20 protein-coding genes are annotated in these 24699 nt (G+C 36.2%); 14 read left to right on the forward strand and 6 right to left on the reverse strand.

From position 1 onward, the window contains the following. Positions 1-2: 2 nt before the first annotated feature. The 4 genes from ACS8MM_RS10355 to xrtF are packed head-to-tail and all read right to left on the reverse strand — an operon-like array spanning position 3 to position 3203. Positions 3-1361 carry an MBL fold metallo-hydrolase RNA specificity domain-containing protein gene (locus ACS8MM_RS10355; RefSeq protein WP_379716319.1) on the reverse strand — a complete coding sequence of 453 codons (1359 nt, stop codon included), beginning with the start codon at positions 1359-1361 and terminating at the stop codon, positions 3-5. Between the two features lie 10 nt (positions 1362-1371). After that, positions 1372-2196 (reverse strand): restriction endonuclease, encoded by an 825-nt coding sequence (locus tag ACS8MM_RS10360; protein ID WP_379716322.1) that lies wholly within the window; start codon positions 2194-2196, stop codon positions 1372-1374. Positions 2197-2233: 37 nt separating this feature from the next. Continuing rightward, positions 2234-2677, reverse strand: a complete 444-nt coding sequence (locus tag ACS8MM_RS10365; RefSeq protein ID WP_379716325.1) for an exosortase F system-associated membrane protein — start codon at positions 2675-2677, stop codon at positions 2234-2236. Then, complete coding sequence (gene xrtF, locus ACS8MM_RS10370; protein ID WP_379716328.1) at positions 2655-3203, reverse strand: exosortase family protein XrtF; 549 nt, start codon at positions 3201-3203, stop codon at positions 2655-2657. The genes ACS8MM_RS10365 and xrtF overlap by 23 nt, the downstream gene beginning before the upstream one ends. Before the next feature lie 71 nt (positions 3204-3274). Here xrtF and ACS8MM_RS10375 point away from each other — a divergent pair, with 71 nt between their 5' ends. From ACS8MM_RS10375 to ACS8MM_RS10440, 14 genes are all read left to right on the forward strand, one after another. After that, the gene (locus tag ACS8MM_RS10375; protein WP_379716331.1) at positions 3275-3727 is read left to right on the forward strand and encodes a GAF domain-containing protein; all 453 of its coding nucleotides are present in this window, start codon (positions 3275-3277) and stop codon (positions 3725-3727) included. Beyond that, a complete protein-coding gene (locus tag ACS8MM_RS10380) occupies positions 3728-4642 on the forward strand; it encodes a hypothetical protein (protein WP_379716334.1) in 915 nt (304 codons plus the stop codon). Positions 4643-5285: 643 nt separating this feature from the next. After that, positions 5286-5555: a 30S ribosomal protein S15 gene (gene rpsO / locus ACS8MM_RS10385; protein ID WP_379716337.1), complete on the forward strand. Its 270-nt coding sequence runs from the start codon at positions 5286-5288 to the stop codon at positions 5553-5555. 148 nt (positions 5556-5703) lie between these two features. Beyond that, positions 5704-7872, forward strand: a complete 2169-nt coding sequence (locus ACS8MM_RS10390) for a polyribonucleotide nucleotidyltransferase (protein ID WP_379716340.1) — start codon at positions 5704-5706, stop codon at positions 7870-7872. Positions 7873-8149: 277 nt separating this feature from the next. Beyond that, positions 8150-8866, forward strand: coding sequence for a hypothetical protein (locus tag ACS8MM_RS10395; RefSeq protein WP_379716343.1), 717 nt, complete (start codon positions 8150-8152; stop codon positions 8864-8866). A gap of 11 nt (positions 8867-8877) precedes the next feature. Then, the gene (locus ACS8MM_RS10400; protein WP_379716346.1) at positions 8878-11649 is read left to right on the forward strand and encodes a TonB-dependent receptor; all 2772 of its coding nucleotides are present in this window, start codon (positions 8878-8880) and stop codon (positions 11647-11649) included. A gap of 4 nt (positions 11650-11653) precedes the next feature. Beyond that, the gene (locus ACS8MM_RS10405; RefSeq protein WP_379716349.1) at positions 11654-12913 is read left to right on the forward strand and encodes a DUF4249 domain-containing protein; all 1260 of its coding nucleotides are present in this window, start codon (positions 11654-11656) and stop codon (positions 12911-12913) included. Further along, entirely contained in the window at positions 12901-14589 is a 1689-nt protein-coding gene (locus tag ACS8MM_RS10410; protein ID WP_379716352.1) for a hypothetical protein, read from the forward strand. The genes ACS8MM_RS10405 and ACS8MM_RS10410 overlap by 13 nt, the downstream gene beginning before the upstream one ends. 11 nt (positions 14590-14600) lie before the next feature. Continuing rightward, the gene (locus tag ACS8MM_RS10415; RefSeq protein WP_379716355.1) at positions 14601-15866 is read left to right on the forward strand and encodes a DUF4249 domain-containing protein; all 1266 of its coding nucleotides are present in this window, start codon (positions 14601-14603) and stop codon (positions 15864-15866) included. Positions 15867-15893: 27 nt separating this feature from the next. Continuing rightward, positions 15894-17138, forward strand: a complete 1245-nt coding sequence (locus tag ACS8MM_RS10420) for a DUF4249 domain-containing protein (RefSeq protein WP_379716358.1) — start codon at positions 15894-15896, stop codon at positions 17136-17138. A 26-nt stretch (positions 17139-17164) separates the two neighbouring features. Beyond that, the gene (locus tag ACS8MM_RS10425) at positions 17165-18400 is read left to right on the forward strand and encodes a DUF4249 domain-containing protein (RefSeq protein WP_379716361.1); all 1236 of its coding nucleotides are present in this window, start codon (positions 17165-17167) and stop codon (positions 18398-18400) included. A gap of 18 nt (positions 18401-18418) precedes the next feature. Then, positions 18419-19660 (forward strand): DUF4249 domain-containing protein, encoded by a 1242-nt coding sequence (locus ACS8MM_RS10430; protein ID WP_379716364.1) that lies wholly within the window; start codon positions 18419-18421, stop codon positions 19658-19660. Between the two features lie 19 nt (positions 19661-19679). Continuing rightward, complete coding sequence (locus tag ACS8MM_RS10435) at positions 19680-20936, forward strand: DUF4249 domain-containing protein (RefSeq protein WP_379716367.1); 1257 nt, start codon at positions 19680-19682, stop codon at positions 20934-20936. An 81-nt stretch (positions 20937-21017) separates the two neighbouring features. Next, the gene (locus tag ACS8MM_RS10440) at positions 21018-21881 is read left to right on the forward strand and encodes a sigma-70 family RNA polymerase sigma factor (protein WP_014164868.1); all 864 of its coding nucleotides are present in this window, start codon (positions 21018-21020) and stop codon (positions 21879-21881) included. A 222-nt stretch (positions 21882-22103) separates the two neighbouring features. On the opposite strand, the gene ACS8MM_RS10445 is transcribed toward ACS8MM_RS10440, so the two are convergent. Both ACS8MM_RS10445 and ACS8MM_RS10450 read right to left on the reverse strand, forming a co-directional pair. Further along, positions 22104-23339, reverse strand: a complete 1236-nt coding sequence (locus tag ACS8MM_RS10445; RefSeq protein WP_379716372.1) for a hypothetical protein — start codon at positions 23337-23339, stop codon at positions 22104-22106. A 45-nt stretch (positions 23340-23384) separates the two neighbouring features. Then, complete coding sequence (locus tag ACS8MM_RS10450) at positions 23385-24605, reverse strand: hypothetical protein (protein ID WP_379716375.1); 1221 nt, start codon at positions 24603-24605, stop codon at positions 23385-23387. Positions 24606-24699: the final 94 nt, after the last annotated feature.

The raw sequence follows: 24699 nt of genomic DNA on the forward strand, positions 1-24699 counted from the left end.
TGTCAATTGATTTCAAAAACTTGTCCGATATAAGGTATTTCACAAAAGACATCGTACTTCTCTTCCACTTTTGTTTTTAGAGCTAGTAATGCATTTGTTTCACCATGAACCAAGAATATTTTTTCTGGTTTGGGTTCAATTTCAGAAAGCCATTGCAATAAATCTTCCTGATCGCAATGGGCCGACAACCCTTCAATTTCAGTTATTCTAGCTCGGACAGCGTAGTAATTACCATATATTTTTATTTCTTTCGCTCCTTCAATCAACTGACGACCTCGAGTTCCTTCGGCTTGGTAGCCCACAATGACAACCGTATTTTTACTATCCACGATATACCGCTCCAAATAACTTAAAACTCTACCACCCGTTACCATTCCGCTGGCAGCAATAATCACTTTGGGTTGATCATCATAAATAGTTTCGATGGTTTCTTCATAATTGGTAATCATTTGAAACATATCACACATGGCTTCACAATCCTCCAGTTTCAACTTGTGCCATGTTTTGTTTTCCGTAAACAAGTCAATCACCTTTATTCCCATTGGCGTATCAATAATATAGGGCATTTCGGGTATTCTACCCTGTTGCTTTAATTTCCAAATAAGATACATAATGGTCTGTGCTCTTTCAACAGCAAAACTTGGAATAATGACATTTCCGCCCATGGCAAATGTTTCGTTAATACACAATTCCAAATCTTCCATTGGATTGTTATCCGGATGCAGGCGATCGCCGTAAGTACTTTCCAGAAAAACATAATCGGCTTTTTGGGGTTTGACGGGTGCAAAAAGTAAATCATCGTTATCTCTGCCAACATCTCCAGAAAAAACCAAGGTTTTACCTTCCAGTTTCAATGCGATGGAGCAAGCGCCCAATATATGTCCTGCATAAAAATACCTAGCGGAAATTTCGGCATCGAGATCAAATTCTTTATCCAATGGAATAACCCTAAAGAAAGGCACAACGCGTTCTGCCTGTTCAACAGTATAGAGCGGTTCAGCAGGATTGTGCTTGGAATAATGTTCCTGATTGGCTTTTTCTGCTTCTTCTTCTTGGATTTTTGCTGAGTCTAATAAAATAATTCTTGAAATCGCTTTTGTGGGACCGGTACAATAAATCTTACCTTCAAAACCCTGATGAATCAATCTGGGCAACCAACCACAATGATCCAAATGACCGTGTGTGAGTAGCACATAATCGATGGATGAGGGCAATACTTCAAGCGGTTGCCAATTGAGATTACGAATTTCTCTTACTCCTTGAAACAAGCCACAGTCGACTAAAATCCGTATCCCATTGGATTCGATTAGTGTTTTAGAACCCGTTACGGTTCCTACACCTCCAAAAAATTGTATTTTCATAGCACTACTTTTATGTACATAATTCAGAAACCTCTTGTAGAATATTCTTAATTCGTTTGGCACTCAGTCCGATGTGATTTAAATCATCACTTGTTGTTTTCAATTGGTTGGCCACTATCACATCCAGTGAAAGTAACTGTTCCTTTTCGTTACGTGACATAGTCGTCAGGCAAGTAATAGGATACAGCCCCGTCTTATCAATCAGAGCATGCAAATTATTCCCACTAGGATAACTCCAACTCAACAATTGGAGTCCAGCGCATTCGGCAAACTGAATGGCATCTTCAGAAAACCGGTTATTGGTAGCGATTAAGCAGACATTGATGTGTTCCTCTTGCTCAAAAATGGAATGCGACCGCTCTTTGAGATCGTTAAACCGAGAAAGGGTGTACATTGGCACTTTGACATCGGAAACAATATCCCGGTTGGCATGAAATTTACATTCTACCATCGTTAGCTTGTTGTCTTTCTTGATTACTAGATCAACTTCATGCTCTATACATTTCCCATGCAGATTCAGATTCATTCTAGTGTCATACCCTAATGCTCTAAAAAGATGGGAGATATACTTTTCAAAATAAAAACCTGCAGGTCCCAGAAGCTCCAAAGAAGCTCTCAAATTGTAACGGGCCGCTTTGGCACTTGATTCCTCTTTCAATCTGTCAAAAGCCAGTTTGTAAATTTGTTGAGTCGTCATTCCATCGTAGAGATGAGTAGCTAGATTTTTCAATATACTTTGAATGGTAGGTTGATCGACACCTGCTTTCAACAAAGACCTTTCGAGTTTTACTTTCTCAAAATCGACAACTTCTCCGGAATGCTTTACCACTTTCATTTTGTAACCAACTAATTACAATAAAGTTACGCAATATTTATGAAGTTTTTTTCTGATAAAAGAAGGCAGGGATAAATACTACTAAAAAAAGAGGCTGAATAAGGAAGCGCCTCACGTAAAACAAAGTCATTTTATGGTTTTCACTTCCGTAAAACAATAGAAAAAACATCCCAACAAGAAGTAATACGAGGAACAGCATAAAAAGAATCGAGGAAAATCTTACTATGGAAGTATCTTTAAACAGCACATAAAGAATGGCTAATGAAATACCCGCATTGAGTACATATCTGAAAACCCAGTGCAGGAAAAGCTGTCCAACTTTGTAATCGGGATAAGGCAAGGCGTTGTATTCCGATTTGAAATAAGCGATGAAAGGATCATAAAACAAAACATTTTCAAAAGCCCTAACAGCTACCAATAGTCCGACCAAGAAAAAACTCAAGGCGATTTGCCATCTTCTATTTTGATTTCCCTGAAGCATACGCAGAATAATTATTCACCCAAAAAAGCCATAATAAAAAAACCACACCATAGATAATCAATGGAAAAATAACCCCATGCAGAAAATGTTCCTGTTCTGGAAAATGGTACACCAATACCGTCAAGAGGACGATTCTGAAAATATTGAGAAAGTACACCAAAAGACTCCCCCCTAGTAAAAACAAAACGGTAGGTTTTAGTCTACCGGAAAAAGCGATTATGAAGGCCACGAATAGAATAATGACACTAATGGCATTACAACCTTCGACGATCCGGGCGACATATTTCCCTTGGTATATGATTTGAGCATAGTTATGGGGTTTATCTTCAACAACCGAAGCTTCAGCATCAATTCCTTTTAACACCCATTCGGTTTGGCGAGCTACCAACTTGGTTACCCCATCCATTTTCACCTCATCGACAGATGCCAAATACAACCAATACACAACAGTCAACAGCAAGTATGACAAAAAGAATTTGCCAAGAAATAACAAGAAAGGTTTGTACTGTTGGAAATAGTTAGTCAAAATGATTTTTTAACAAATTTATATAAAAATTAAAATTGGCGTTCGTTACTTTTGCATAAAAACGAAATAAAATGACATTTGACGAATTACAACCCAAGGTTACCGAAATAACGAATTCATCAGCAAGTAGAGACGAAAAACTACTACAAATTTGCCAATTATTACAAGACAACATTAGCTATTACAATTGGGTAGGTTTTTATTTTGCGAATCATGAAGCCAAGACATTGCACCTTGGGCCTTATGTGGGTGCAGAGACCGACCATACTGTGATTCCTTTTGGGAAAGGGATTTGTGGACAAGTAGCCGAGTCGAATGCCAACTTTGTGGTACCTGATGTATCGGCACAAGACAATTATATTGCCTGCAGTTTTACGGTTAAATCTGAGATTGTTGTTCCGTTATTTGTTGATGGAGTAAACATTGGACAGATTGACATTGACAGCCATGTGATTGATCCCTTCACAGAAGCCGATGAGCGTTTCTTGGAATTTGTAAACAGTGAAGTAGCGAAGTTATACTAAATGAAAAAAGCATTCCTGCCTTTTTTGGGTTGTATTCTTTTATTGGTATTCTGCAAAAATCAGATTGGTCAAAACGAAACCGATTTTCATCCCAAAACCTTTGGATACAATCGGACAGCAGTACCTTTATTTTTCAAAGAACTCATTCAAAACCACAGGAACGACTTTCAGGCGGTTGATTCATCATCCTTTAAAGATGCTGCAAGGAAACACTCTATTAAAGAAGCAGATTCGGTAAACGTTACCACATTTTACACATTCCATATACTACATAAGCTTTTCACGAGCCATTCTGCCTCTAATTATTCTAGAGGCGACCTATTAAATATCCCGTATTTCTGGCATTGGACCACTCCAAATCCGAGGTATGGGATAATTGATTTGGAAACTAACCGAAAATTAATTGAAAAGACACCTCCTAAGGAGTTTTCAAAGTACAAATCCTTTGCAGATATCGACCGTACGCCCTATTTATTCCTGAGTGATTTAGTAAGTGAAAAACCAAAATACAACACTCCAGAATGTAGTAATTTCAATACTTTCGGGTGGTGTAGCGAACGCGAAATGGCTTTTGTTTCATTATTAAGCACGATGGGTTACGAGGGCAAGGTTATCACCAGAGGCAATCACAGTTGGTCCGAATTTATTGTTCCGTTACGAAACAACCAAAACTCCACAAACTTTTTTAAAGTCACCATCGACAATACTTTTGACAAGATGGAATTAGAAAGTATTCCAGCCAACCGTATTCCGGAATGGAGAAATCAAAAAAATGACGGTTTGGGAGACTGGTACAACCAAAAAGCACATACCGAAACGGAACTGAAACCAATCAGAAATCTTCAAATTACATCGACTGCTGCACAAGATATTGAGAACAAAGTGGTAGCTTATCTTTTGAGACAAAGCCCTTGATCGAAGCCAATCTTATTTTTGATTAACCAATTAACCGATTGATGGATTTACTAATTTTCGTGCTTTGTCATTACGACAACGGAGAAATCATACAATCTAAGTCTTCCAATGGTTTAGCAATCCAATAACCCAATACAACTTGACTTCGATATTTTAACAGGCACCATATCCATAACTCAACCACTACACTACACTATACTTCAATACTTCATTTATGGCACTTATTAACAAGTACTACATTAGCCACCTACTACTTCCATAACATTTTTATACAATTGAAACAGAACGAAACGCAAAAACAACTCAGTCTTTAAGTAGACTTTAACATATCATATATACGACATATATACGCTATATATACGCTATATATACGCTATATATACGCTATATATACGCTATATATATAGAAGACAATAATGTTACTTACCCTACTCACTCACTTACAACTATTTGAAACAACCCTTGACCTTTCTATTTCGTATTCAAAAAGCAATAGCATTACACTCGACATTACCTTCCATCTCTAAATCAAAACTTTAGCATCAAGTTCAAAATAAAACTTGTGATATTCAAAAATAGTTTTACCTTTGCACCCGTATTGGAATTATCCAATCTACATAATAATCATTTAAATAATATTAGCATGTATTTATCAAAAGAAACAAAGGCTGAAATTTTCGCTAAACACGGAGGTAAAGCTGAGAACACTGGTTCTGCTGAAGGGCAAATCGCTTTATTCACATTCAGAATCAACCACTTAACTGAGCACTTAAAAAGAAATCGTCACGATTACAACACTGAGCGTTCGTTAGTGAAATTAGTAGGTAAAAGAAGAAGTCTTCTTGACTACTTAAAGAATACGGAGATCAACAGATACCGTGCGATTATCAAAGAATTAAACATCAGAAAATAATCAAGATGAAAAGAGGTGCCCGCGCGCCTCTTTTTGTTTTATATATTTATACAAAGAAAAGTTTGGTTTTTCATTGGGTTTCAGACAACTACACAACAACACACAACAACACGACTAAGACCCTTTGTTTAATTTAGAATTACATTTTATGATTCCAAAAACATTCCAAGAAGTTATCGATTTAGGTGACGGAAGAAGTATCACGATCGAGACTGGGAAATTAGCCAAACAAGCTGACGGATCAGTAGTTGTTCGTATGGGCGATGCCATGTTACTAGCAACTGCTGTATCTGCAAGAACATCAAATCCTGGTGTGGATTTTTTACCGTTAACAGTAGATTATCGTGAAAAATTTGCTGCGGCAGGTCGTTTTCCTGGCGGTTTCTTCAAGAGAGAAGCACGCCCAAGTGACAGCGAAGTATTAACTATGCGTTTAGTAGACCGCGTATTGCGTCCGCTATTCCCGGATGATTACCATGCAGAAACGCAGGTAATGATCCAATTAATGTCACATGACGACAATGTAATGCCTGATGCTTTGGCTGGATTAGCTGCATCGGCGTGTTTAGCTGTTTCAGACATTCCATTTTACAATTTAATTTCCGAAGTACGTGTTGCACGTATTGATGGAAAATTAGTAATCAATCCAAGCAGAGAAGAATTAGCATTATCTGACATCGATATGATGATTGGAGCATCTAAAGATTCGGTTGCGATGGTGGAAGGTGAGATGAAAGAAATTTCAGAAGCTGAGATGGTAGAAGCTATCAAATTTGCACACGAGGCTATTAAAGTTCAAATTGCTGCTCAAGAAAGATTGAGAGTTGCAGTTGGATCACCAGCTTACAGAGAGTACGAAGGCGAAGTGGAAGACGAAGCAGTTTATGCAAAAGTGAAAGCTGCTGCCTATGACAAATGTTATGCTATTGCACAAGAAGCTTCTGGAAAAAGTGAGCGTGGTGAGAAATTCGCTGCGGTTAAAGAAGAAGCTAAAGCTTTATTCACAGAAGAAGAATATGCTGAAAATGCAGATTTAGCTGGTTTAGTAGGAAAGTATTTTTACAAAACCAACAAAGAAGCTGTACGTAATGTTATCCTAGAAAAAGGATTACGTTTAGACGGTAGAAAAACAACTGAGATCAGACCAATTTGGTGTGAAACTGATTATTTACCATCGGTACACGGATCTTCATTATTTACTAGAGGAGAAACTCAAGCTTTAGCGACAGTTACCCTTGGAACATCAAGAGAAGCGAACGTAATTGATTCTCCATCAGAACAAGGTGAAGAAAGATTCTACTTGCACTATAACTTCCCTCCTTTCTCAACTGGTGAAGCAAAACCATTAAGAGGAACTTCACGTCGTGAGGTAGGACACGGAAACTTAGCGCAAAGAGCGTTAAAAAATATGATCCCTGCAGATTGTCCTTACACTATCCGTATTGTATCTGAAGTATTAGAATCGAATGGTTCGTCTTCAATGGCTACAGTATGTGCTGGAACAATGGCCTTAATGGATGCTGGAGTTCAAATGGTAAAACCAGTTTCTGGTATTGCTATGGGACTAATCACAGATGGTGAAAAATTTGCTGTATTGTCTGACATTTTAGGAGATGAAGATCACTTAGGAGATATGGACTTTAAAGTAACCGGAACCGCTGATGGTATTACTGCATGTCAAATGGACATCAAAATTGATGGTTTACGTTATGACATCATGGAGCAAGCTTTAGGTCAGGCACGTGATGGACGTTTACACATTTTGGGTAAATTGACTGAAACAATCGCTACACCGAGAGAAGATGTTAAGAAACATGCACCAAAAATTATTACACGCACTATTCCTGGAAACTACATTGGTGCTTTAATTGGTCCTGGTGGAAAAGTAATTCAAGAATTACAGAAAGCTACAGGTACGACTATCGTTATCAACGAAGTTGACGAGCAAGGTGTAGTAGAAATTTTAGGTACAGATCCAGACGGAATCGCTGCAGTATTAGCTAAAATTGACTCGATCATCTTCAAACCGGCGGTTGGAGAAACGTATGAGGTAAAAGTAGTTAAGATGTTAGATTTCGGAGCCGTTGTTGAATATACAGCAGCACCTGGAAATGAGGTTTTACTACACGTATCTGAGTTAGCTTGGGAGCGTACAGAAAAACCATCTGACGTAGTCAACATGGGTGATGTATTCCAAGTTAAATATTTAGGTATCGATCCTAAGACACGTAAAGAGAAAGTGTCAAGAAAACAATTATTACCCCGTCCTCCTCGTGAAGAGAAAAAGGATGACAAAAAAGATAATTCACAAGGTTAATTAAGATTATTTAATTCGTGAAAACCCCTAAAGGAGCAATCTTTTAGGGGTTATTTTTTGGAAATATATTGCAAAATACCTGCTACAATTTATAAAATGTATCACAATTCTTAACGTTTTTGTTAAAAAAATAAAAATCATAAATCCTTAAAAACCAAACAATTGAAAGCATTCATTTGTATTATTTTAAGATTTTTTACGGTTTTACCATAATCATACGTAAGAAATTTCTTTTATTCTGTTATTTTTACATAAAATTGCAACAAACTCAACCATCATGCTTAAAATTGGATTTTTATCTTTTTTGGTTTTTTTAAGCCTTAAAACCACTACCGCTATTTCTCAAAACAACAGAGAAAAAGAAATGTATATTGTACTTGACCAAGATTTAAGTTCAGGCAATGAACTCATCAATAACGGAAAATTACATATTAACAATGAGGACACCTATAATAACGAACACCGTTATTTTCAGGAAAACATACTCTATACAGAAGAAATAAAATTCAACAACCAGGTTTATTATAATAACAAAATAAAGTACGACATCTTCAAGGATGATCTATTATTGAATCCAGAAAATCAATCGGAGAAAGTATTGGTGGTACTCAACAAATCGAAGATTGCCTATTTCACTATACAAAATAGAAAGTTTGTACCTATACAACTACAAAAAGAAAAGCCGTTCGAATATGTTGAAGAAAATCTTCGCTCGAATGCCTTTACTTTTTATATAAAATACAAAAAAACAGATAAGGAAATAATTCAAGAAAACAGCTTACTTACATCCTATATACAAGACAACAGCTACTTTATAAAAATCAACAACACGATTACCGAAGTAAAATCCAAGAAAAGTATTCAAAATTTATTCCCACAGTGCAAATCGGAAATCAACACCTATTATACGAATTACAGAAAACTCGAAAAGGAAAACAACATAAAATTCATGGAGAATTTAATGTTAACCATTAATAAATCATTCAAAAATTAAATTGTAGCTCCATGAATAAAATAGTTTTACTTCTATCATTTATATTTTTCAACTTGTCTTACTCACAAGACAACAATGCAGCTGTACAACAAGAAAACACACTTTCTTTCGAGTACTCTAACATTAATTTAAAAGCAATTCTCTTAAAAATTGAAGGAATAACAACCTATAAGTTTTACTATCAAGACAAGTGGATGGATGACTCTGTCTTACTATCTGGGGAATTTAAAAACAAAACACTCACTAGTGTTTTAGATAAACTTTTCGAGGATACTGAAATCAATTATTTCATAGACAATAACAAAATCATTTTAACACACAAAAGTCTAGTATACTCTAAATTACCGAAAGATTTCTTTCTAAAGGATGCAAGTGCAGAGCAAAAGAAAACAGCATCACCAGTATTTTTTCAAGAGTTCGATTCTAACAAAGAAGATAACGAATCTATTTCATTAATTGGAAAAGAAAGTCAGAACAGTACACAAAATGCATTGTTTACATTTTCGGGTTTTGTACGAAACAAAAAAAACAACGAACCTATTAGCGATGTTAACATACGCGTAAAGAATACAGAAATAGTAGTAACTACGAATCAAGAAGGATTTTACGAACTTAAATTACCTTCAGGTATTTACACGATAACAACAGACATCGGGAATTTCAAACCTACGGCTAAAAAGGTAATGATTTACAGTAATGGAAAGCTCAACCTGACATTGACTGAAAAAGTAAATCAGTTGAACGAAGTAGTGATCAAACGCAGAAGCAAACAAAAATTAAGAACCGCGGTTACGGGAGTGACTACTATTGAGGCTGAAGGTATCAAGAATGTTCCTTTGGTTTTTGGAGAAAGAGACGTACTTAAAATAGCAACGACTATTCCTGGAGTAAAAACTGCTGGAGAAGGTTCTTCGGGTTTCAATGTTCGAGGAGGTAAAGAAGATCAGAATTTATTTTTACTGGACAAAGGTACCATTTACAACCCTTCACATTTCTTTGGTTTCTTTTCGGCTTTGAATCCTTATGTAACCAAAAAAGTAGACATTTACAAAGGAAGTATTCCGACAGAATTTGGAGGTCGATTGTCTTCCGTTTTCGATATTACATCAAAGAATGGTAACAATGAAAAATTCCAAGGCGAAGCTGGTATTGGACCTGTTACCAGTAACGTTGCGCTTTCTATCCCAGTGGTAAAAAACAAAGCCAGTTTACTTGTTGGTGCACGAGGTACCTATTCTGGATGGATTTTAAGAAGTTTAAAAGAGGAGAAATTAAAAGAAAGCGAAGCTTCTTTTTATGATTTCGTAGCCAAATACAACCATAAAATTAACAAGAACAACACGATAGAATCCACTTTATACTACAGTAATGATAAATTCAGCATTACAGCCGATTCGTTGTTCAAGTACAGCAACAGATTGGCCACATTAACATGGAAGCACAATTTCAATTCCAAAAACAATGCAGAAGTCACCTTCACCAATAGTAAATATAAGTTTCAAATTGATTACAATGGCTTACCTGAGAACTCGTATCGATTTGGCTATGATAATGGCGAATCGCAGATGATTTTGAAAGCAAGCACAGTGATCAATCCAAAAAACAAATTAACCTATGGATTATCGACCAAACTGTATACCATCAATCCGGGATATATTAATCCAAACAATGACAATTCCAACATACAATCCAAAACTATCGATTTAGAGAAAGGATTAGAAAGTGCATTATTTATATCGGACAGTTATAAATTCTCGGATAAATTATTATTAGATTTTGGAATTCGCTATTCTGTATTTAATGCTATGGGTCCATCAACCCAAAAGATTTATGAAGAAGGGCAACCCAAAAGTGAAGCCACTCAAGTGGGTGAAGAGAAATACAACAACAATGAGATTTTCAAAACCTACCAAGGCTTTGAACCGCGTGTTGCTTTACGCTATTCCATTAACGACGATTTATCAATTAAAGCTGGGTACGACAAAACCTATCAATACATTCATTTATTGTCAACCAACACTACAATGTCACCAACAGACACTTGGAAATTATCCGATTTGAATGTACGACCGCAAAGTGGAGAACAACTATCGGTTGGAATTTTCAAAAATCTTAACTATGAAGACTTAGAGGTAAGTTTGGAAGGTTATTATAAAAAATCTAAAAATATTTTAGATTATAAAGTAGGCGCTAATCTGATTTTAAATGACGATTTGGAAACAGAATTATTACAGGGAGAAGGTAAATCGTACGGAGCGGAATTATTACTAAAGAAAACCGAAGGAAGACTTAACGGATGGGTAAGTTACACTTATTCAAGATCTTTCATTAAATTAGATGGTAAATTTGAAGAGGAAAAAGTAAATAACGGAGAGTATTTTTCAGCCAATTTTGACAAGCCGCATGATTTCAGTGCTGTTATGAATTATAGATTAACCAAACGTTACAGTTTCTCTGCCAATTTCATATACCAAACAGGTAGACCTGTAACGTATCCAGTTGGTAAATACGAGTACAATGGCGTTGAATACACACTTTACAGTGATCGTAATAAATTTAGAATCCCGGATTATTACCGATTGGATATAGGAGTCAACTTTGAAGGAAATCATAAAATCAAAAAGTTAGCGCACAGTTTCTGGAACTTTTCAATATACAATGTATTAGGAAGAAACAACCCGTATTCGGTATTTTTCGTAACCAAAAACGGCGAAGTCAAAGGATATAAAACTACGATTTTCAGTGTTCCAATCCCAACGATTACGTACAATTTCAAATTCTAAACCAATGGCAAGATTATACAAACTTTTACTATTAACCGTACTCTTTTTACAAAGTTGTACGGAGCCTTATGCCTTGCAAACAGAAGATTTTGAAGACATTATTGTAATTGAAGCTACGTTGACTGATGAATACAAATACCAAGAGGTAAGAATAACCAGAAGCTTAAAATTAGCAGAAGACGAACCCGAAACAGTATCGCAAGCCACTGTATTTATTACAGACAGTAACGGCAACCACTTTGCATTTACAGAATCTAATGGGAAGTATGTTTCACAACAAGAATTCAGAGCCATTCCGAATGTAACTTACCAACTACATGTTACTACAGCAGATGGAAAGACCTACACTTCGACTCAAGAATCAATTGCATCACTTTCCAATATTGATGATCTGGTTGCAGAAGTCCAAAACAGCAATGAAGAAGGCAAAGGAGTTCAAATCATTTCGAAAAGCACCAAAACAACTAGTGGCAATGAATATTACAGATATACCTATGAAGAAACCAATAAAATAATTGCCCCAAAATGGATACCTTACCGAGGTGTAGTTGAGTATTATAGCCCACCACCCATTTCAAGTCCAGATTTAGGTTATATTTATATGGAACCATGGCCTTATGAAGCCAAAATCTGTTATGCGACTGAAAAATCAAAGGATATTCTGATTGGCAATACTTCATTAAACAACACAGATATATCGGCCAATCTTGTGCGGTTTATCAAAGTTGATGATTATAAAATTGCACACAGATACTCGATAGAAGTCACGATGTATACCCAAAGTCAGGCGGCCAACAACTATTATGATGCCATGAAAAGAGCCTCCTCATCGGGAAGTTTACTGTCACAGACACAAAACGGCTTTTACAATGGAAACATTAGAAATCAGTCGAACCCAAAGGAGAAAGTAGTGGGTTTCTTTGATGTTTCTCACATGTCTAAGAAAAGGATTTTTTTCAATTTCGACACTCTTTTTCCAGGTCACAAGAGACCGGAATATCCGTACTATTGTCCAGACAGCAATGACCCAAATGCAGCAAACATGAGTTTTCAGGTTAAATTTTGTGGGCAAAACGATCCTAGTAGTGATTGTGATGGAGATTATGTTTTAAGTTCTGTATCCAATCGATCTAAAACCGTTTATGAATTCGATCCGTCCTATGAGATTGGTATTAAATTAACTTCGGTTTCTCTACGTAACATTCAATGTGGTGATTGCACCTCTTTTTCGTCAAACTTAAAACCTATATTTTGGATAGATTAAAATTAACATTCAGCCTTATAGCCATTTCATTATTTCAGTTCGCTTTTTCTCAAGGTAACGAAGTAAATGGCAACAACACAGTAGTAAAAGAAAAGGTGTACATCACCACCAATTCCAACACCTTTTTGACGGGTGAGAAACTCTATTTTGCTGTTACTTGTTTGAATACAACTAAAAACACAATTTCTGAATTCAGTAAAATAGCCTACATTGAGCTTATTAATGACGAGAAACAAGTTGTTTTTAAAAACAAATTATTTTTAAACAACAGTAAAAGCAATGGCGAATACTTTATTCCAGGTACACTAAAGACAGGTACTTACAAATTGATTGCCTACACCAATTGGATGTTGAATGAAAACATCATTGACAGTAGCATTTTGGACATCACCATCATTAATCCTTACCAACCGCTAGACCCTAAAAACGTTGTCGTAAAAAATGAAGTGGTAAGTCAGCCCATGACCAATAATGATGCAAATTCAGCTTTTAACTTTGAAAAGAAAACCTATGGTAAAAGAGAAAAGTTGATGCTTCGTTTGAAGGAAACCCCATTAATCGACAAAGCAGGATCGTATACATTGAGAGTGTTCAAAAAAGATAGCCTTTCTAACCTTACACCACAAAACACAAGCCTACAAACAATCACTAAAAAGAGCGGAACTATTCTTATTCCTGAATTTAGAGGAGAAGTTATCGCTGGAAAAATAAAGCCCAAAAAAGAAGTTGGAGCAGAGATCAAAAATATTAATATCGCCTTATCTATAGTAGGTGACAATTCCTTTTTCAAAATCGTAAAAACAAACTCTCAAGGTGAATTTGCCTTTACAATTGAGTCATCTTATAAAACGGACAAGCTACAGTTACAGATTTTAGACAAAGAGAATGACGAGTATACAATCGAAATGGCAAATCAAGATGCCTTGGATTATTCTCAACTTACTTTTAATCCTGTTACCATTTCGCCAACGATGAAAAAAGCTTTGGAAAACAGATCCGTTGCCAGTCAAATTGAAAACGCCTATCTCGCTTCTAAAAAAGATTCTTTGGCTGTTATGAGTACACCCAAAATTGATTACCTTAAGTTTGACCTTGAATTCAAGTTGGACGACTACACCCGTTTTCAGACACTTAAAGAAACATTAACCGAGGTTATTTTTGGTGCGTTTTACAAAACCGTTGGAAAGAGAAATGAAATTCACATCGTTGACAACATTAAAGAATACGAATTATCACATCCGGCACTTGTGTTAATCGACGGATTCTATATTCAGGATGTTAATGAATTATTCAAATACAATGTTGACAATGTAAAGTCTATAAGCTTGATTAGAGGAGGTTACTATTATGGCACCAAGATCTTTAATGGAGTCATCTTTATTAAAAGCAAAAACAATGATTACGAGAATACCAACAAAAACATTTATTTAATTGAACCTGAATTACTGAGACCAATACAAGATAAAAATTATTTCAGTATTGATTATTCAACAAATGACTATACCAGAATTCCAGATTATAGATACCAATTGCTTTGGAAACCCGATGTAAAACAAGAAGAAAACGAAATTCATTTTTATACTTCTGATATTTCAGGAACATTTGAGATTGTTTTGGAAGGTATAGATTCTAAAGGAAATAAAATACTACAATCCGATTCATTTGTAGTAGAATAAACAACAACACGATGGTAAAAAGAGGACAACATCTACTACTTTTATTCAGTTTCATTTTAATTTGGAGCTGTACGGAGCCCTATGCCCTTCAGACAGAAGATTTTGAAGACGTTATCGTTATTGAAGCTACGTTGACTGATGAATACAAATACCAAGAGGTAAGAATAACCAGAAGCTTAAAATTAGCAGATAACGAACCCGAAACAGTATCGCAAGCCACTGTATTTATTACAGACAGTAACGGGAACCACTTTGCGTTTTCAGAATCTAATGGGAAGTATGTTTCACAAGAAGAATTCAGTGCCATTCCGAATGTAACTTACCAACTGCATGTTACTACAGCAGATGGAAAGACCTACACTTCGACTCAAGAATCAATTGCATCACTTTCTAGCATTGATGATCTGGTTGTGGAAGTGGAAAACAGTAATGAAGAGGGCAAAGGGGTACAGATCGTTGCAAAAAGCACTAAAACAACAAGCGACAATGAATATTACAGATATACCTATGAAGAAACCAATAAAATAATTGCACCTCGATGGATACCTTACAGAGGTGTGGCAGTATATTATAATCCTCCACCTACTACAAGTCCTGATTTGGGTTACATCTATATGGAGCCATGGCCATATGAAGCCAAAGTATGTTATACGACTGAAAATTCAAAGGATATACTTATTGGTAATACTTCCTTAAACAATACAGCTACATCTTCAAATCTTGTTCGATTTTTAAAAGTTAGTGATTATAAAATTGCTCACAGATACTCGATAGAAGTCACGATGTATACTCAAAGCCAAGCAGCCAACAATTATTATGACGCCTTGAGAAGGGCCTCAACAAATGGAAGTTTATTGTCTCAAACACAAAATGGCTTTTACAATGGAAATATAAGAAATATTTCGAACCCTACAGAGAAGGTAGTGGGTTTCTTTGATGTTTGTCATATGTCTAAGAAAAGGATTTTTTTCAATTTCGACTCTCTTTTTCCAGGTCACAAGAAACCGGAATATCCTTTCTATTGTCCCGATAGTGAAGACCCAAATGCTGGAAATTTTTCTCATCCGGTTGAATTTTGTTCACCTCAAAATCCAAGACAAGGATGCGATGGAGAATACGTACTAGCAACTGTATATCATCGAGTTAAATCAGTTTATAGTTTCCGCCCTAACTATCAAATTGGCCTACACTTGACTTCTGTTGCACTAAGAAATATTCAATGTGGTGATTGCACTTCTTTCTCATCCAATATAAAACCTCCGTTTTGGATTGATTAAAAATTAATCTTCGTTTAAAAAATGAATATGAAAAAAACAATTAACCAGCTTGTTTCTCTTCTTTCGCTACTCCTACTAGGCTGTACGGAGCCCTACGCACTTCAGACAGAAACTTTTGAAAGTGCATTGGTCATAGAAGCTACAATCACGGACGAATATAAATTCCAGGAAATCAAACTATCGCGTACTTACCGATTAGAAGAAGATGGTCCCGAATCTGAAGTGGGCGCAGTAGTGTATGTAACAGACAGCAATGGCAATCGGTACGATTTTACAGAAAATGGAGACAAGTATATTTCGCAACAAGAATTTGCCGCTAGTGCCGGTATAAATTACCAGTTACATATTGCTACTTCTGATGGTAAGATTTATAATTCAACTGCAGAAAAATTAAATTCAACAACAAACATTGAGGATTTGGAAGTTGTAAAAGGAACAAATAGTCATGAAGAAAATGGTCTTCAAATTTTTGCTAGAAGCACACCATCTTCAGGCGCAACAGAATACTATCGTTATGTTTATGAAGAAACAAATAAAGTAATTTCACCGCATTGGATTTCGCAACGAGGAATCGTTTTGCCAATCTTACCAACTCCTCCTGAGGATCCTACAGAATATGTTGTTATGGAGCCTTGGCCCTATGAAGCAAAAATTTGTTACTCTACAGAAGATTCGAAAGAAATTCTGCTCGGAACAACATCTACGAATACAAGCACTTCCAATAATTTTCCTATTCGATTTTTAAAAGACACTGATTACAAGATAGCCAACAGGTATACCATTAAAGTTACAGTATACAATGAGAGTCTTGCTGCATACAATTATTATGATGCGTTAAAAAAAACAGCAGCTGGCGGAAGTTTGTTATCACAAAATCAACCGGGATTTTATAATGGCAATATTAAAAACGCCACGAATCCGATAGAGAAAGTTATTGGTTTTTTTGACGTTGCCCATGTCAGCAGCAAAAGGATATTCTTTAATTTTGAAGAGTATTACCCCAATCAGGAAAAACCCGATTACCCTTATTATTGCCCAAAAATGACTTTAGACAATGAGCATGAATTCAAATACAGATATTGTTTTTGCTATGGACAGCCTAACTGTCCGAACAACCCTATTTGTGGTGGATTTTATGTATTGACAACCGTGAAGAATAGAGAAAAAGCCGTTTATATTTTCGGAAACGAATTTATCCATTTAACGAATATACAATGCGGAGATTGCACCTCCTTTTCATCTAATATAAGACCTTCTTTCTGGATCGATTAAAATTAATCTTCATTATAATAGTGAATATGAAAAAAACAATCAACCTAATCCTATCTCTCCTGCTACTACTAATTTATGGTTGCACGGAGCCTTATGGACTTCAGACAGAGACCTTTGAAAGTGCAATAGTAGTTGAAGCTACCTTAACCGATGAATACAAACATCAGGAGATAAAACTATCGCGCACTTACAGATTAGAAGAAGATGGTCCTGACATCGAAGTAGGAGCAGTTGTCTATGTAACCGACAGTAATGGCAACCAATACAATTTTACCGGAAGCGGAGATAAATATGTTTCGCAACAAGCATTTGCAGCTGTACCCGATGTGAATTACCAATTGCATATTATTACAGCTGATGGTAAAACCTACACTTCAAGTAATGAAAAAATCAATTCATTAACGAACATTGACGATGTTACAGTTACTGAAGGCTTGAACAATAATGGTGAAAGAGGTGTACAAATTCTTGTTAACAGTACTAAAACCACGACTAACAATGAGTATTATCGTTATTATTATGAAGAAACACATAAAGTAATTGCCCCTCAATGGATACCAGAAAGAGGTGTAGCATTTTATTACGATCCGCCACCAGCTTTTAGCCCTATAATTGGAGAGGTACATGTTGAACCTTGGCCATACGAAGCCAAAACCTGTTACTCGACAGCAAAATCTCAGGAAATCTTAATAAGCAATACGGCTCTAAACAGTACGAATAATACCGTTGACCTAATCCGTTTTATTAAAGTTGATGATTATAAAATCGCCAATCGATATTCCATAAAAGTAACAATGTATAATGAAAGTCAGGAATCCTATAACTTTTATGATGCATTAAAAAAGATTTCTTCGACAGGTAGTTTGCTATCTCAAAACCAACCCGGATTTTTTAGTGGCAATATTAAGAACCAAGCTAATCCAACCGAAAAGGTAATCGGTTTTTTTGATGTGGCACATATTTCCACACAACGTATTTTTTTCAATTTTGAAACTATTTTTCCAAACGATCCAAAACCGCCATACCCTTATGATTGTCCTCCAATAAATGCATTTAATGAACTCGAATATACATTCAACATGTGTTTTAGTTTTCCTGGCACTTCAAGCGATTGCCAAGGCGAATTTATTTTAAACACACTCGACTTGAGAATAAAAACGCTTTACAAATTCGGAAGAGATAAAATCATGCTGGTCAATTCACAATGCGGAGACTGCACAATATTCTCCTCTAATGTAAGACCTACTTTCTGGGTTGATTAAAATTAATCATCATTTCAAATGAACATAAAAAACCCATTCCACATAGTCCTCTCACTATTACTACTACTTACAATTAGCTGTACAGAGCCTTATGGTCTTCAAACTGAAACCTTTGAAAGTGCGGTAGTAATTGAAGCAACTATCACTGATGAATACAAACATCAGGAGATAAAACTATCGCGCACTTACCGATTAGAAGAAGACGGTCCTGACACCGAAGTGGGAGCAGTAGTGTATGTTACCGACAGTAATGGCAACCAATACAATTTTATCGGAAGCGGAGATAGATATGTTTCTCAACAAGCATTTGCAGCTGTACCCAATGTGAATTATCAATTGCATATAGTAACTTCGGATGGAAAGACCTATACTTCAACTACTGAAAAAATGAGTTCCCTTACAGATATCGATGATATTGTTGCAGTAAGAGGACTAAATAGTGTAGGTGAAGACGGGGTCCAAATTCTCCTCAATGGAACAAAAACAACTGACAGTACTGAATATTACAGATACACGTATGAAGAAACCAATAAAGTAATTGCCCCTCAATGGATCACTCAAAGAGGAGTTGCCGTTTATTATAACCCTCCACTACCCAACAGTCAGAACATTGGATATCTGTTATTGGAACCGTGGCCTTATGAATCAAAAACCTGTTATTCTCATGAGAATTCAAAAGAAATATTGATTAGCAATACATCGCTAAACTCCACAAACAACGTAATCGACTTAATTCGTTTCTTAAAAATCGACGACTATAAAATAGCCAACCGCTATTCTATAAAAGTTACTATGCACAATGAAAGTTTTGAAGCTAATAATTTTTATGATGCGTTAAAGAAAACATCTTCAAGTGGCAGTTTACTTTCACAAAACCAACCTGGATTTTTTAGTGGCAATATAAAAAACAGTAACAATCCAAAAGAAAAGGTAATAGGTTTCTTCGACATTGCCCATGTATCAAGCAAGAGAATCTTCTTTAATTTTGAAGATATTTTCCCTAATGAACCGAAACCCCCTTACCCCTATTATTGCCCAGAAATCACGTTTTTCAATGAAAAAGACTTTAAATTCAATTTGTGTTTCGCTTCAATTGGCGTAAATTCTGAATGTCATGGGGAATTTATTTTAAGATCTATAGAATTCAGAGAAAAAACTGTTTTTAGTGCAGGTCTAGACGGTATCACCCTTGTCAATTCACAATGTGGTGATTGTACATTATTCTCTTCCAATGTAAAACCTTCTTTTTGGGTAGATTAAAAATTAATTGTCATTACGAATGAATATAAAAAAAACATTCCACATAGTCCTCTTACTATTCTCATTGCTTATAGTTAGCTGTACAGAACCTTATGCACTTCAGACTGAAACTTTTGAAAGTGCGTTAGTTATTGAAGCTACGATCACAGACGAGTACAAACTTCAGGAAATCAAACTTTCCCGTACCTACCGATTAGAAGAAGACGGTCCTGACACCGAAGTGGGAGCTGTAGTGTATGTTACCGACAGTAATGGCAACCAATACAATTTTACCGCAAGCGGAGATAAATATGTTTCTCAACAAGCATTTGCAGCCGTACCCAATGTGAATTATCAATTGCATATTATTACTGCAGATGGAAAGACCTATACTTCAACTACCGAAAAAATGAGTTCATTAACCGATATCAATGAACTTAAACCGATTGTTGGCACTAACCAAAATGGAGAAACGGGTGTACAAATCATGGCTAAGAGTACCAAGACTTCTGAAAACACCGAATACTACAGGTTCGAATACGAAGAAACCCATAAAATCATAGCGCCTCATTGGATCGCCGAAAGAGGTGTAGCCGTTTATTACGACCCGCCTCCTCCAAATCCTGGTGATCCACCCGGTTATTTTTACATGGAACCATGGCCTTATGAAGCTAAAATTTGTTATACAACTGAAAAATCGAATGAAATTAACATATCCAACACTTCTTTAAATAGTAGCAATTCATCGGTTAACTTAGTTCAGTTTATTAAAAACAATGACTATAAAATTGGCAATAGATATTCGATAGAAGTAACAATGTACAATGAAAGTTTGGCTGCCAATAACTATTTTGAAGCACTAAAAATGAGTGCATCCAATGGCAATTTATTATCGCAAAACCAACCTGGTTTTTTTAGCGGTAACATTAAAAACGCAACGACTCCGACAGAAAAAGTTATCGGTTTTTTTGATGTTGTGCATGTATCCAAACAACGAATTTTTTTCAATTATGAAGACGTATTTCCTAACCAACAAAAACCTGACTATCCATATTATTGCCCTCAAATAACAACACTTAATGAAAATGATTTTAAGTTTTTATATTGTTTTTGCCCCCCTGGAGCACTTTGCCCTACCAATCCAAGTTGTTCCGGCGATTTTATACTAGGGTCTATTCGAGATCGGATTAAATCTGTATATCGATATGGCTTAACCGAAGTGCAATTAGTCAATATTCAGTGCGGTGATTGCACCTCTTTTTCATCCAATATAAGACCTCCTTTTTGGGTAGATTAAAATAATTTAAACTTTTTGTAACTTTTTTATAACTCGCTACGTATAACTATAAGAACTTATAAAAAGTAAGGAGAATTTTAGATGAGACAGCTCAAAATCACTAAGCAGGTAACTAACCGTGAAACTGCTTCCTTAGACAAATACCTACAAGAAATTGGTAAAGTTGACCTTATTACTGCTGATGAAGAGGTAGAGTTAGCACAACGCATCAAGGCTGGTGATCAGCGTGCGCTTGAAAAACTGACTAAAGCCAACTTGCGTTTCGTGGTATCGGTAGCTAAGCAATATCAAAACCAAGGATTGACACTTCCCGATTTGATTAATGAAGGTAATCTTGGACTAATTAAGGCGGCTCAACGTTTTGATGAAACCCGCGGATTTAAATTCATCTCTTATGCAGTTTGGTGGATTCGTCAATCTATCCTTCAAGCATTAGCAGAACAATCACGTATCGTACGTTTACCTTTGAATAAAATTGGTTCAATCAATAAAATCAATAAAATGTATGCTTTGTTAGAGCAATCTAACGAGCGCGCACCATCTGCCGAAGAAATTGCTGCAGAATTGGATATGACTGTGAACGATGTGAAGGAATCAATGAAAAATTCTGGACGTCACTTATCCATGGATGCTCCATTAGTTGAAGGTGAAGATTCTAACTTATATGACGTATTACGTTCAGGTGAATCTCCAAACCCAGACAGAGAGTTGATTCACGAATCGTTGCGTACCGAAATTGAGCGTTCTTTGGAAACATTGACGCCTCGTGAAGCTGACGTAGTTCGTTTGTACTTTGGTTTAGGTGACCAACACCCAATGACTTTAGAAGAAATCGGTGAAACTTTCGATTTGACTCGCGAACGTGTTCGTCAGATTAAAGAAAAAGCAATCCGCAGATTAAAACATACATCAAGAAGTAAAATCTTGAAAACTTATTTAGGTTAATCCTATTACGACAACAACAGTCTATGACTGTTCGTTTTTTGATTGATGATTGAAACTCCGGCTGATTACCGGAGTTTTGCTTTTTCAAGCAATCCTCCAGTCAGTTCGGCTCCGCCTCGGGTTTAGCTTTGCTCATTTCGTCTTTCAGACTTGGGTCCGGAGTTTTTTTGCTTTTACTACAAATAAAAAAACCTTGATTCATCAAGGTTTTTAAGTACTCATTTAACGTATTTGCAACCAGTTTGTCCCATCGGATTGTAATTGAATCACTGTAGAATTGGCAATTGAAGTGACCGCAGTATTGGCTATATTCCTATAAGAAGAAGTAGTCACAGCACCTCCTGAGTTATTGCGTATACAGTAAATTCTTCCAAGACAAGTTGAAGCTGCCGGTAAACTTAAAGTCCCAGAAACTCCATTTCTAAGAACAACACTGTAATGAGTATCATTTAACGTTGGATTTGCAGTAGAGAACATTGTAATACTATTTGATTGAGAACCGACCACTTGCAAAGTCGAATTCGCAACCGTACCAGAAGTATTAACCCCTACCCTTACTGTATTATCTAAACCTGTACCTTGCATTCGTATCATTTCTATATATGCGCCAGTGGTGTAATTATACTTTTTGAATACAATAGGCTCATTTCCATCATCGCCCACCTGAAACTCTAAAGCACCATTCCCTGATGTTCCTGCCGCACCCAAACTAAAAAAATCAGTACCTGCTGCACTCCCTTTTAGTCGAAAATTGCCATTAGTATCAACAAAAAACATAGGTTTATAAAATGATGCTCCTGGAGCTTCGAATTGTAATGCACTTCTCAGGTAGGTTACTTTTTGATTTGGACTATTATAATCCGCAGTTGTATCTAATAAACCGAGTGTATTTCGTAAGCCAAACTCCAAAACATTTTGGTTATTTGATCGCAATTGCATTTTTACATTGTCAATCGTTCCTAAAAAATTGGTTGTAGGATTTGTTCCTGAATTCCCTACCAATAACCAGTTTTGAGCCGAAACATCATCTGAAGGCTCCCACTGCGAACCATTATAACGCAAAACCTGATTAATAGTTGGTAGTGTAGACGAAACTGGAAGATTTTGAAGTTTAGATACAACACTCGCATCAATACCTCCAATTACATCACCTCCTAGAGGGGTCGTAGAGTCAAGAATCAAATTCCAGCCTCCACTTTTCCACTGATAAATCCCTTCAGGTGTCAATCCGCCCAAACCTGTATTGTAGATTAACAAACCAGCTATTGGAGAAGCAATTGTAGTTACATCTGCTCTTGAGGTAAGCGCAATTCTTGGCAACAAAAACCCTTTTGAGTCCGATTCCAAATGCAAAATCGACGAAGGATGTGGAGACGTTGTCCCAATACCAACCTGAGCAAAAAATGCATTGGAAAATAGGACGAAACCAACAAAAAAGAGAGTATTTTTTAATTTCATAAGCAGTAAATTTGAAGTTAAGTAGTTTTTCTTTTGGGGTAAACTTTACATTGAGAGCCAATTGGTTCCATCCGACTGTAACCAAACAACAGAATTATTATTAAGTACAGATACAGAAGTTCCAGATTCGTTGGTATAATTACTTATTGTCTTTGTGCTACCAGAGGTATTTCTGATAATATATACTCTACCAGTTGCTGAAGAAGCCAACGGAAGTGTTATTCCGACTGTCGTAGCACCGCCAGTAAGAACAACTGTATAATGCGCATCTGTTAGAGTCAAATTTGTTGAAGTACTGACTATACTTTTTGATATTGATCCATTCACTTGTAAAACAGAATTCGCTACAACAGCATTAGTATTCATCCCTATTCTAACATCAGTATTGGAACCTGTCCCTTGTAGCCTTAACATTTCAACACTCGTCGCATTATTAAACTTCTCAAAAACGATGGGCTCATTCCCTTCATCTCCAACAATAAATTCAACCGAACCATCATTTGACATTGAGCCGGCCGCACCTATTTCGAAATAATCATCACCAGCCATACTTCCTTTAAACCTGAAATTACCATCATTATTCACGAAAAAAATTGGCTTGTACGCAACCGAACCTATTGCTTCAAACTGGATTGCACTTCGTAAATGTGTTACTAACTGACTATCATCAGTATAATCAGTATATCCTTGAGTGAGACCCAAAGTCTGTCTTCTACCAAATTCAAAAAAGGGTTGATTATAAGACGACAAAGTCATTTTACTATCATCTGTAGTTCCTAAAAAACAACTCGACTGAGTAGTATTATTTCCCCTCATCAACCAGTTTTGACTGGATACATCATTTGAGTTTACCCATGCAGTCCCATTATAACGTAGCAATTGTGATATGGTTGGGTAAGAGAATAAGATTGGTTTTCTTTGAATTCCAACTACCTTATTCACAGCAACATTACCACTAACATCTCCATTGAATTCATTGACCGAATCATAAACAAAAGGTTTCCAACTAAGTTCATTCCATACAAAAATTCCTTCTTGGGTTAAACCGCCAGTTCCTTTATTATACACCAACAATCCTTTGGCTGGATTTGGAACGGTTACTACATCAGTAAGCGAAGTAAGTGCTACTCTTGGCAATAAAAAACCACGGTTGGAAGAACTTACATCCAAAATAGAAGAAGTGTTGGGTGTTGTTGTTCCGACTCCGATTTGGGCAAACATCGGAAGAGTCAGAACGACCAACACCCCTACATAAATTTTTTTCATAAGTAGGTTATTTTTTACAAAACAAAGTTAGGCAAAAAAACAATTTATAAAAAAATTTAACACAATCAACAGATAATCTGACAATTACACAACT

It is taken from the genome of Flavobacterium sp. MAHUQ-57 (assembly GCF_051908335.1).
In the GTDB taxonomy this organism is placed as follows: domain Bacteria; phylum Bacteroidota; class Bacteroidia; order Flavobacteriales; family Flavobacteriaceae; genus Flavobacterium.